We start from the raw sequence: 13,358 nt of genomic DNA, 5'->3' as shown, positions 1-13,358 counted from the left end.
AACTAGAAACAGACATCTTTAAATTTGATTACTTTTGATTTGCAATAGAGAATATATTCTTCAATAAATCCTCGATCTATTAGTATCAGTAAGCTGAACATATCACTATGCTTACACACCTGACCTATCAACCTTGTAGTATTCAAGGGATCTTACTTCTTTCGAATGAGAAATCTCATCTTGGAACTGACTTCGCGCTTAGATGCTTTCAGCGCTTATTCATGCCCTACATAGCTACCCAGCTGTGCCACTGGCGTGACAACTGGTGCACCAGAGGTAGGTCCATTCCGGTCCTCTCGTACTAGGAACAGCTTTCCTCAAATTTCTTGCGCCCACGACAGATAGGGACCAAACTGTCTCACGACGTTCTGAACCCAGCTCGCGTACCGCTTTAATGGGCGAACAGCCCAACCCTTGGAAGCGACTACACCTCCAGGATGCGATGAGCCGACATCGAGGTGCCAAACCTCCCCGTCTATATGAACTATTGGGAGAGATTAGCCTGTTATCCCCGGGGTAACTTTTATCCGTTGAGCGACGGCCTTTCCACACAGCACCGCCGGATCACTAAGCCCAACTTTCGTTCCTGCTCGACTTGTATGTCTCGCAGTCAAGCACCCTTTTACCTTTGCGCTCTACATATGATTTCCATTCATATTGAGGGTACCTTTGGGCGCCTCCGTTACTTTTTAGGAGGCGACCGCCCCAGTCAAACTACCCACCAGACACTGTCCTTAGACCAGATTATGGTCTCAAGTTAGAATTTCAATATAGCAAGGGTGGTATCCCAATGGTGACTCCATGCCTACTAGCGTCTGCATATCAACGTCTCCCACCTATGCTGTACAAACTACACCAAAATTCAATATCAAGTTGTAGTAAAGCTCCACGGGGTCTTTCCGTCTAATCGCGGGTAACCTGCATCTTCACAGGTACTAAGATTTCACCGAGTCTATAGCCGAGACAGCGTCCGGATCGTTACGCCTTTCGTGCGGGTCAGAACTTACCTGACAAGGAATTTCGCTACCTTAGGACCGTTATAGTTACGGCCGCCGTTCACTGGGGCTTCAGTTCAAAGCTTCGCTTACGCTAACAAATCTCTTTAACCTTCCAGCACTGGGCAGGCGTCACCCCCTATACATCGTCTCTTACGACTTAGCAGAGAGCTGTGTTTTTGCTAAACAGTCGCCCGGACCTCTTCACTGCGACTCGTATTGCTATGAGCTCCCCTTCTCGCTAACTTACGGGGTTATTTTGCAGAGTTCCTTAGCTATAGTTATCTCGCTTGCCTTAGGATATTCTCCTTGACCACGTGTGTCCGTTCTCGGTACAGGCACCATGGTGATGTCTTTAGAAACTTTTCTTGGAAGTATGGCATCAAATGCTTCGTTACTAAGCGAACCGTTCACTCCCCATCGTACTTCAAGGTTAACGCTGTGCGGATTTGCCTACACAACCCTCTTTGTACTTAGCCCAGCACTACCAACCACTGGGACATTTTAGCCTTCTCCGTCATTCCATCAGTCACCATGGTGGTACAGGAATATCAACCTGTTATCCATCGACTACGCCTTTCGGCCTCGCCTTAGGTCCTGACTAACCCTGGGTGGACGAACCTAGCCCAGGAAACCTTGGTCAATCGGCATGAAGGATTCTCACCTTCAATCGTTACTCACGCCGGCATTCTCACTTCTAAACGCTCCACTAGTCCTTCCGGTCTAACTTCGTCGCAGATTAGAACGCTCCCCTACCGCCCACAATATATGTAAACATATATATAGACCCATAGCTTCGGTACAATGCTTAGCCCCGGTACATTTTCCGCGCAGAATCATTCGACTAGTGAGCTGTTACGCACTCTTTAAAGGATGGCTGCTTCTAAGCCAACCTCCTAGCTGTCTGAACAATTCCACATCGTTTTCCACTTAGCATTGATTTGGGGACCTTAGCTGATGATCTGGGCTGTTTCCCTCACGTCCATGGACCTTATCACCCATAGACTGACTGCCAGATATGTAACAATGGCATTCGCAGTTTAATTGCATTCAGTACCCCGAGGTGGGGCCATCATACATTCAGAGCTTTACCTCCATTGCACTAATTCTGACGCTAGTCCTAAAACTATATCGGGGAGAACCAGCTATCTCCAGGTTCGATTGGAATTTCACCGCTAGCCACAAGTCATCCACGGTCTTTTCAACGAACGTTGGTTCGGTCCTCCATTAACTGTTACATTAACTTCAACCTGCTCATGGCTAGATCACCTGGTTTCGGGTCTACGACCACATACTAAACGCCCTATTCAGGCTCGCTTTCACTTCGGCTCCGTCTTTTCAACTTAACCTTGCATGTAAATCGTAACTCGCCGGCTCATTCTACAAAAGGCACGCCGTCACCCATTAACGGGCTCCGACTTGTTGTAAGCATATGGTTTCAGAAACTATTTCACTCCCCTCTCGGGGTACTTTTCACCTTTCCCTCACGGTACTGGTTCACTATCGGTAATTGGTTAGTATTTAGCCTTACGCAGTGGTCTGCGCAAATTCCGACAAGGTTCCACGTGCCTCGCCGTACTCAGGATACTGTCAAGAGATTTATACATTTCGCATACTGGGCTTTCACCATCTATGGCGTTGCTTCCCAACAACTTCTGCTATATATAAATTTTGTAACTCTTCATAGGTCGAACCTAATAGACAGTCCTATAACCCCAGTCTGACGACTGGTTTAGGCTGCTCCCTTTTCGCTCGCCGCTACTAAGGGAATCGCATTCGCTTTTTTTTCCTCTAGGTACTAAGATGTTTCAATTCTCTAGGTATCACTCTGCACAACTATGAATTCATTGTACAGTACTATCTGATTAAAGATAGTGGGTTTCCCCATTCGGACATCTCCGGATCAAAGCTTATTTCCAGCTCCCCGAAGCTTATCGCAGGTAATCGCGTCCTTCATCGTCTTCCAATTCCAAGGCATCCACCATACGCTCTTAATAATTTATTTTTAGAATATCCTATTGCAAGATAAAAATTATCTTATTTTTTTTAAAAGATGTCTATTTCTAGTTTTTAAAGAACAATTGCTCAGAGAAAACAATCCCTGAAAACTAAACAGAACAAAAGAAGTAATCCAATAAATCATCCATCTAATTTTTCTTGTTGTCTTGGTTTCTTATTAGAAACCAAACTCCATAGAAAGGAGGTGATCCATCCCCACCTTCCGGTAGGGATACCTTGTTACGACTTAACCCCAATCATCAACCCTGCCTTTGGCAGCTCCCTCCTTACGGTTAGGACACCGACTTCTGGCATTGCCAACTCTCGTGGTTTGACGGGCGGTGTGTACAAGACCCGAGAACGTATTCACCGCGACATTGCTGATTCGCGATTACTAGCGATTCCGACTTCATGAAGTCGAGTTGCAGACTTCAATCCGGACTGAGACTGACTTTTTGAGATTTGCTTGACCTCGCGGTTTAGCGACTCTTTGTATCAGCCATTGTAGCACGTGTGTAGCCCAGGTCATAAGGGGCATGATGATTTGACGTCGTCCCCACCTTCCTCTAGCTTACACTAGCAGTCTCCTTAGAGTCCCCAACTTAATGCTGGCAACTAAGGACAAGGGTTGCGTTCGTTGCTGAACTTAACCAAACATCTCACGACACGAACTGACGACAACCATGCACCACCTGTATCCTTGTTAACCTCTACTATATCTCTATAGCTTCGCAAGGTATGTCAAGACCTGGTAAGGTTCTTCGCGTTGCTTCGAATTAAACCACATGCTCCACCGCTTGTGCGGGTCCCCGTCAATTCCTTTGAGTTTCACTCTTGCGAGCATACTACTCAGGCGGAGTACTTAATGCGTTAGCTACAGCACTGCCTCATGGCAACACTTAGTACTCATCGTTTACGGCGTGGACTACTAGGGTATCTAATCCTATTTGCTCCCCACGCTTTCGTGCCACAACGTCAGTAATAGGCCAGTTAGCCGCCTTCGCCACTGGTGTTCCTTCATATATCTACGCATTCCACCGCTACACATGAAATTCCACTAACCTCTCCTATACTCTAGTAATGTAGTTTCCAAGGCGGTTAGGGGTTGAGCCCCTAAATTTAACCTCAGACTTGCAAAACCGTCTACGCACGCTTTACGCCCAATAAATCCGGATAACGCTTGCCACCTATGTATTACCGCGGCTGCTGGCACATAATTAGCCGTGGCTTTCTGGTAAGGTATGGTCGATACTAAAATCATTTCCTATTCTAGCACTTCTTCCCTTACAACAGACCTTTACAATCCGAAGACCTTCATCAGTCACGCGGCATTGCTCCATCAGGCTTTCGCCCATTGTGAAAAATTCCCTACTGCTGCCTTCCGTAGAAGTTTGGGCCGTGTCTCAGTCCCAATGTGGCCGTTCATCCTCTCAGATCGGCTACGCATCGTTACCTTGGTAAGCCATTACCTTACCAACTAGTTAATGCGCCGCATCCCCATCAATTAGCGAAGCAAATGCTCCTTTCATTATTTATCATTGCAAATAAATAACATATGCGGTATTAGCTGTCGTTTCCAACAGTTATTCCCCACTAAATGGTAGGTTAGATACGTGTTACTCACCCGTTCGCCACTAAAGTATTGCTACTTTCGTTCGACTTGCATGTATTAGGCATGCCGCCAGCGTTAATCCTGAGCCAGGATCAAACTCTCAATAAAATTGTTTTTGTTAAAAGATGATGTCTGACTTATTTAATTTTTAATAAAAAATTGACGGATTAATTCTTGTTCTATTTAGTTTTCAAAGATCGTTTTTTCTAGTTTGTAACCCATTTATTTTCGGGCACAATAAGTATCTTACAGAAAACAAAACCCAATGTCAATGAAAATAATACTAAAAATATAAATATTTTTTTCATATAAAAAAATGGTTTAAATTTTACTAATATACTTAGTAAAATTAAATTGCTTAATTAACTAAAAAAACCATTTAAGAATTAGAACCTTAAATGGTTTTTTAATTTTTATAATTATATTTTATTATCAACTTGTTTTGTTAATAATTTTAAAAATTCTGATAAAGTAACAATTTTACTTTCTTTTTGACCATACTGACGATAACTTAAATTATTATTTTCTATTTCCTTATCACCAATAATAATTTGATAAGGAATTTTTTGAGTTTGTGTTTCAACAATACGTTTGCCAATAGTTCCACTGCTAATAATTTCAGTTCGTAAATTATGTTGTTTACAAGTTTGCAATAATTTATTAGCATATTCTAAGCTTTTTTCTTTTTCATTTATTGGTAAAATTGCAATTTGCCTTGGTGCTAATCATAGTGGAAAAACACCTTTATTTTGTTCTAATAATGTGGCAATAAAACGTTCATATGTACCAATTAATCCTCGATGAACAATAACTGGATTTATTTCATTATTATTTTCATCAATATAAGTTAAATTAAACTTTTTCGGTAATAAGAAATCGAATTGAATAGTAGATATTGTAATTTCATGACCTAATGCTGTTTTAATTTGAACATCAAATTTTGGTCCATAAAAAGCAGCCTCACCAATCATTGGTTTATACTCTAATTGTAATTCATCTAATACTTCACGTAATGCTGTTTCTGCTTGATTTCACATTTTATCATCATTAAAATATTTTTCTTTATCAGCAGGATCTCGTAAAGATAATGATAAATAATCAATTTTAATATTTAAAGTTTTTAAAACCTCAGCAATTAACTGATAACAACGTTTAAACTCTGTTTTCATTTGATCAAATCTAACAAAAATATGAGAATCGGTTAATTCCATACTTCTTACTCGTTCTAAACCAGTTAAAGCCCCACTTGCTTCATAACGATATAATAAAGCATGTTCACTTAAACGCAAAGGCAAATCTTTATAACTACGAAGAGCACTTTTATAAATCATACAGTGATGAGGACAAGTCATTGGTCTTAATACCAATTGTTCTTCTTCTTTTTTAATTGGAGTAAACATATTTTCACGATAATGATCTCAATGACCACTTTTTTTATATAATTCAACAGAACCTAAAACTGGTGTCGCTACTTCTTGATAATCTCACATAAATTCTTGTTTTCTCAAATATTCCTGCAAAACTTTTTTAATAACCATACCATTTGGTAAAAATATAGGTAATCCTTTACCACAATCATCATTAAAAGTAAAAATACTTAATTCTTTACCTAGTTTACGATGATCACGATTTTTTTGTTCTTCAAGTTCATTAAGTTTATCTACTAATTTTACTTTTGAATAATCACAAATTCCAGAAATGCGCTGTAATTGTTTATTTTTATCATTTCCTAATCAATATGCACCAGTAATACTTAATAATTTAAAATCTTTTATTGATGAAGAATTATTAATAGCAACACCCGCCGATGCTACTACTAAAGTTTTATTATCAACTAAATAAGAGCATTTTAATCCATTAACATGATTTAATTTAATATATTCTAAAGCAAAAGGATTGTCTTTATGAGTTTTTAAAGATTCTTCTTTAGTTTGACAAACTCTTTTAATTTCAATATTTTTTATTAAAATTTCACGCATTTTCTCTTCAATTTTAATTAATTCATCATTAGAAAGTCGTTTTTCATAATCAAAATCTAAATAAAAACCATTATCATTAGTATTAGCAATCGTAATTAACGCTTGTGGATACATTAATTTAATAGTATGAGCTAAAATCATAGCACATCCATAATTTAAAATAGTTCATCCTAAAGCATCATCTTTTTTAATAAACTTGATTTCAGCATCTTCTTTAATTTCTCAATATAAATCTTTTAATTGTCCATTCAGAGTAAAAGCAATAATTGAAGAATCTATATTTTCATTTTCCTGTTTTAATAATTGATAACCAGTAATTGGATTTTCAATATTATAAGTCATCGTTTTGCCATTTAATTTAATTACATTAATTTTCATGTTTTACCTAATTCCTTTTCTAATTTACCTCAGTAGTACTAGGTTATTTAACAATAAAAGTTGTAAAAGGATTAGTATTATTATTAATATCTACTACTAATACTTTTGATTTAGTAGGGATTATATAAGTGCTACTAATGCTTTTAACTAATTGCGAAGAATTACTTAATTCTACTGGAATTCCTTCAGTTGCTAAAAAAGTATAAATTCCAAAGTTTATTGCAAATTTATTATAATCAATAACATTATTAACAATAGGAATTATATAAACTGGCAAATGAGCATTAGCAATAGTTCTAATATAATTACTATCTTGACTATTAGTAATTAAATATTGTGGTTTTTCTTCAATAATTTTTTTAATAGTTTTAGCAACTAATTGATTTTTTGTATGCAATAAATCAGTAGCAATTTTAATCTGTTCTTGATGACTTTCAGCATCAACAAGAATTTTACTCATTGTTGCAATTGATAACACAGGATAGTTACCATTAGCAGATTCACCCGATAACATTGTACATGTTGCTCCCCAATCCATAGCAACCCAAACATCAGTAACTTCAGCACGTGTTGGATGAGGGTTATCTATCATTGAATCTAGCATTTGCGTAGCAACAATTATCGGTTTGTTAACAGTACGACATTTTTTAATTCATTCACGTTCTAAAAAAGGAACTTTTTCAAAAGGAATTTCAACTCCTAAATCACCACGAGCAACCATAATAGCATCTGATTCTTTTAAAATTTCATCAAAATTATTAACTGCTAATTGTGATTCAATTTTAGCAATGATTTGAATATGTTTACCATCATTATCATCTAAAACTTTGCGGATTTCTTTAATATCAGCTGCTGAACAAACAAATGATGCAGCAACATAATCTACTTTTTGCTGACAACCAAAAATTAAATCTGCTCTATCTTTTTCAGAAATAAAAGGTAAAGATAATTTAACATTTGGAATATTAATAGCACGACGATCTTTAATAGTATGTGTATTTAAAGCTTGACAAATAACAGTATGGTCTTTAACCGCTGTAACCTTTAATGTTAATTTACCATCATCTACTAGTAAATTATCATTAACTTTAATATCCTTTGCTAAATTACCATAATTTACAGAAAACTTATCCGCAGTACCAATAATCTCTTTATTATCAATTATCGTAATAATTTCATTTTTTTTGATTTCTACACTACTCTTTGTAAAGGTATGTGTTCTAACTTCCGGACCTCTAGTATCTAACATAATAGCAACTGGTACATTTAATTGTTTAGATACTTCTCTAATCATTAAAACCCTTGCTAAATGTTCATCATGAGTACCATGAGAAAAATTTAAACGCCCACAAATTGAGCCATTTTCTATTAGTTGTTTAATAACAGCAGCAGAATTTGAAGCAGGTCCTAAAGTAGTTACACATTTAGTTCTTTTTATAATTGATATCAAATTATTCACCTCTTTTTATTAAGTATTTTTTTTAAAAATAACTCCTGACAAACGTAAAATTTTATTAGCAACGTTATTTTTATTTATTGAAGGTGTGTTTAATGCATCTTGAATTTCAATAGCTACTAATTTATTATCTTGTAATCCAATACAAATACTAGATTTATTACTATTTGCAAATCTTTCAGCAGCAAAAATACCCATCATTGTTGCTAAATAACGATCAAATGCACTTGGTGTTCCCCCACGTTGAATTTGACCCAATATTACTGCTCTTGTTTCACAATCAGTATCCTTTTCAATGATTTTAGCTATTTTATTAACATCATATTGACGTTCAGTTACTACTATTACTAATGAACGACGTTGTTTTTTAGTGTACAACTGTTTAATAATATCAATCAATGACTGTTCTCCAATTCCTAAATCTTTAGTTGCAACTAAATCACAATTTGCAGCAGCACTGTGAAGAGCAAGGTCACCACAATTACGACCCATTACTTCAACAATCATAATTCTTCCGTGAGAATTAGCAGTTTGACGAATTTTATCAAGATTTTCAACAATTGTATTAAGAGCGGTATCAAAACCAATAGTAAACTCACTTGAACTAATATCATTATCAATAGTACCTGGAATACCCACACATTGAATAGCTGCTTCATTACTTAATTTTTGCAAACCATTATATGTGCCATCACCACCAATAGCAATTAAACCTTCAATTTTTTTAGATTTTAAAATTTCAATACATTTTTTACGAGTTTCTTCTTGCTCAAATTCTCTAAAACGAGCAGACCCAATGATTGTTCCCCCCATCTCAGTTCCTAGATCAATTAAATTTGCTCAATTGTTATCAATAACGTGAATGTCATTTGTCATTATTCCTTTATAACCATTTTTTATTAAAACTAATTCAAATGGTCTTTTATCAGCAGTAGCAATTTTACTATTTTCATGATTTATACCACGAAAAGTCTTATATACTGCATTAATAACATTATTCATACCTGGTGAATCACCACCAGAAGTTAAGATTCCAATTCTTCTTTTATTTAATTCTTGCATATTTAGTCATCCTCTCTTCTAATTACATTATTTTAGTGATAATTATTATAATTTGTTTAAAATTAAAAAGGATATCAGTAAATTTAACCATAAAATATGATTTTAATTAATTAATATTATAAAATACATCGTCACCTAAAAATTTAGCTTGATCTGCTAAATCGGCTTCAATTGTTAATAAACGATTATATTTTGCAACACGATCAGTTCTTGACATTGAACCTGTTTTAATTTGTCCAGTATTAAAAGCTACTGCTAAGTCAGCAATCGTTGTATCTTCAGTTTCCCCAGAACGATGAGATACTACTGCTGTTCACCCAGCTTTTTGACACATTTCAATAGCCTCCATAGTTTCAGTTAATGTTCCAATTTGATTTAGTTTAATTAATACTGAATTAGCAACGTTTTTAATAATTCCTTCTTTAATAATTTTTGGATTAGTAACGAATAAATCATCACCAACAACTTGGAATTTACCTTCTGATTTTTCTAATAATAATTTAAATCCTTCTCAATCACCTTCAGCCAAACCATCTTCAATTGAAATAATTGGATATTTTTTAGTTAAATCAACTAAATAATCTACTAGTTGCGCTGAAGTTAATAATTTTTCAGTATTTTTACTTTTACCATCTTTATTGCCAAAAACATATTTACCATTTTTATAAATCTCTGATGATGCACAATCCATAGCAATTTTTATATCTTTATTTGGAGTGTAACCCGCTTTTTTAATAGCTTCAACAATTAAATCTAATGCTTCTTCAGTTGATTTTAAATTAGGAGCAAAACCACCTTCATCACCAACTGCAGTAACTAAACCCTTACCTTTTAAAATACTTTTTAAAGCATGAAAAGTTTCAGCAGCCATTTGGATTGCCTTTGAAAATGTTTTAGCACCAACTGGCATTATTAAAAATTCTTGAAAGTCAATATTATTATCAGCATGAGCACCACCATTAATTACATTTAACATTGGGACTGGCAACTGACAAGCATTAGTACCACCTAAGTATGTATATAAGGGCACATATAATTCATCAGCGGCAGCTTTAGCAACTGCTAATGATACCCCTAAAATAGCATTGGCACCTAATTTTGTTTTATTTTCTGTTCCATCTAACTTAATCATTGTTTGATCAATTAATCTTTGATTAGTAACTTCCAAACCAATAATGGCTTCGGCAATATTTTCATTAATATTTTTAATAGCTTTCATAACACCAAGTCCACCATAAACTTTAGTATCTTTGTCTCGTAGTTCTAAAGCTTCTCTAGTACCTGTTGAAGCACCTGATGGCACTAAAGCAATCCCGTATCCACCATCTTCAGTTCAACATTCAACTTGAATAGTTGGATTTCCTCTTGAGTCTATTACTTGTAGTGCTCTAATATCAATAATGCAAGACATATTTGTTAATTCCTTCTTTCTTTAATATTTCACTAATTATTATACAGAAAAAAATATTGTTTAGAATCAAAAAAGCACAAATATTTTTTATTTGTGCTTCTAAAATAATGATGATTTAATTACATTTGTTGTTGTTGTGAATGTTGAGTTGTACTACTTGGTGATGATGTATCATTAACTTTAGCAGCAGTATCACTATTTCATGGTTTTGGAGTTACTCCATCATCCTCTGGTATTAAACTTTCAGGATTATTAAGAACAGTAATTATTGCTTCCATTAATTCATCAGTTTCAATCGTTTTTTGATTAAAATTATTACTATTAGATAAATCTTTTCTGTTAATAGTTACATTTTGTTTTACTTCATCTCTATAAAAGATATAACTTATACTTTTAAAATTATCATCTTTATCAAAAGTTAAAGAAAAATCAACTTCATTTTTAGTTAAATATGATAATGCACGAATTTGTTCAGGACTAAGTTTCACTTCTGCTTTTAATGGAATTCCAAGTTCATCATTACATAAAACATAACATTTTCCATTAAAAATATTAAAATTAAAAGTTTTAATATTTTTTGAAAATAAGTTTGATTTTAAATCATGTATTGGTCTTACTGTTCTTGTTTCTGATACTCTTACTTTTGCTTTCTGATTTATGATACTAAGTTGTTCTTTATCTTCATCACTTAACTTATTAGAGCAATTTACTTTTTTATTATTTTCATCAAAATAATATGCTCTTAAAAATTTTCCATCACACTTATTAAATAAAATAACAGTATTTGCATTATTATTTTTATCTATTAAATTTTTCAAAATATCATTTTCATCTTTTTCTAATTTTAATTTTTTATCCAATGTTTGCTCATCAGTTGTTATGTTTAAATCTCATAATTCTCTACTATCATCTCATTTTAAATTAATAACATTTTTAATGATAATTGGAGATAATTTTGTAGCTGATGGTTTTGGTGATATTACCTGTTCAGCAGCAGCTCTTGCCACTTTAACTTGTGATCCATTTTCTCCACAGTGAATACCCTTTAATCCATTAGGAAATAAATTATTATTTGCAAAACTTTTTCTTAACTCTAATAAAGAAAGTGTTCCAATACATTGTAGTTGATTTTGATCAGCAATAACTACTCATTTTTCTACTAAATTATTACTTGGGTTTTTTGCAAAGTATACTTTTTGATACTTACCAGCAACTTCTATATCATTTCATATTTTTTTATTATCCCGAGAAAGTTCTTGTTCAAAAATTACATTTTCTGGATCTGATTTAGCATCTGATATTTTTATTTTACCATCTTCTATTACTAAACTATACAAACCTTCTATGCTATTATTTTGTAATGTTTCAATGATATTATTTGTAATCGATAAAGGTTCAGGTAAATCTTCTGGTAACACTTCTGGTGCAATAACTAAAAAACGCATAGCAACTAAATCAATTTCTTCTTGTTCTTCTTTAACAACAGATGCTAATCCAATATTAATTGTTGGTTCTATAGTAAATCCCAATTGTGGAGGAGTACTTAATGCTTTTAAATCATCAAATTGCTGGTCGGTTAAAGATTTAACTTTATGTCCTTGATATTTTACATTATCATATAATCATCCTAGAACAGGTTTTTTTGTTATTTTATAGGTTTCTCAAAAAATTTCTCCATTTTCGTTAATCTTTTTATTTAAATAAAAAATATCATTATCAGTAATACTTTGAGCAGTTGTTGAGATTATAAAAGTATCATTTGGATCAGTAACATTTTTAATAAAAATTTCATTTCCTTGACGATAAATAAAATAGTCTTTTTCAACATTCACTAAGTTTAAATGTTTTTTAAAATCTTCGATCATTGTACTATTTGAAGAATAATCATTAATTTTATACTGTTCCACATCTCAAACTGGGTTTGATTGTTCAAATGGATTTCGCAACTGTGGAGTATCTAATAAACTTTTAATCTTTTGATTAATTAAAACATCATTTTCTTTAAACAGTCCAGAATTTATAAAAATTTCATTAAATTTTAATAAATTTATACTTCCTAATAATCCTAATTCAGGTCTTATTTCACCTTCAGATTCATCAAATAAAATTTTATATACTTTAATTTTAGTATTGTCAGTTTCATCCTCAACGAAAACTAATTGGTCTTTTTTAAATATACTTTGATCATTTTGAATTAATGATTCATCACTAATAAATATAGTATTAACTAATGAACCACTATCAACAACAAATTTTCCATCTTGATTTAAACTAACTATTTTTTTTACTTTTAATGGATTAATATTGAAAGAAGAATTCTTCAAAATATTAAGTGTATTCTTTTTTGAATATAGGTCATCCTCTACTTCAATAGCAATATCTTCAACATCACTTATTTCTGATTGATATATACTTCTCATAATGTTTGTAAATCATTTAAAATTTTCCATTAGTGGCATTTTTATAT

General features: G+C 33.6%; 5 protein-coding genes and 2 rRNA genes. All 7 read right to left on the bottom strand.

Annotation, left to right across the window (positions count from 1 at the left end; all coding sequences use genetic code 4):
- Positions 1–59: 59 nt before the first annotated feature.
- Positions 60–3,000, bottom strand: a 23S ribosomal RNA gene (locus ACI2WJ_RS04245).
- A gap of 191 nt (positions 3,001–3,191) precedes the next feature.
- Positions 3,192–4,713, bottom strand: a 16S ribosomal RNA gene (locus ACI2WJ_RS04240).
- The 16S and 23S rRNA genes sit together here, the layout of an rRNA operon.
- 311 nt (positions 4,714–5,024) lie before the next feature.
- On the bottom strand, positions 5,025–6,962 hold the full coding sequence (gene thrS / locus ACI2WJ_RS04235; RefSeq protein ID WP_400254933.1) for a threonine--tRNA ligase: 1,938 nt from the start codon (positions 6,960–6,962) through the stop codon (positions 5,025–5,027).
- A 43-nt stretch (positions 6,963–7,005) separates the two neighbouring features.
- Entirely contained in the window at positions 7,006–8,412 is a 1,407-nt protein-coding gene (pyk, locus tag ACI2WJ_RS04230; protein WP_400254932.1) for a pyruvate kinase, read from the bottom strand.
- 18 nt (positions 8,413–8,430) lie between these two features.
- The gene (locus ACI2WJ_RS04225) at positions 8,431–9,480 is read right to left on the bottom strand and encodes an ATP-dependent 6-phosphofructokinase (protein WP_400254931.1); all 1,050 of its coding nucleotides are present in this window, start codon (positions 9,478–9,480) and stop codon (positions 8,431–8,433) included.
- 106 nt (positions 9,481–9,586) lie between these two features.
- Complete coding sequence (eno, locus tag ACI2WJ_RS04220) at positions 9,587–10,891, bottom strand: phosphopyruvate hydratase (RefSeq protein WP_338957874.1); 1,305 nt, start codon at positions 10,889–10,891, stop codon at positions 9,587–9,589.
- A gap of 119 nt (positions 10,892–11,010) precedes the next feature.
- The gene (locus ACI2WJ_RS04215; RefSeq protein WP_400254930.1) at positions 11,011–13,350 is read right to left on the bottom strand and encodes a hypothetical protein; all 2,340 of its coding nucleotides are present in this window, start codon (positions 13,348–13,350) and stop codon (positions 11,011–11,013) included.
- Between the last annotated feature and the right edge of the window lie 8 nt (positions 13,351–13,358).

It is taken from the genome of Spiroplasma endosymbiont of Cleonymus obscurus, assembly GCF_964273375.1.
GTDB lineage: Bacteria > Bacillota_I > Bacilli_A > Mycoplasmatales > VBWQ01 > Spiroplasma_E.
The sequence above is the reverse complement of the archived record's forward strand: the minus strand, read 5'-3'. Positions and strand labels throughout refer to the sequence as shown.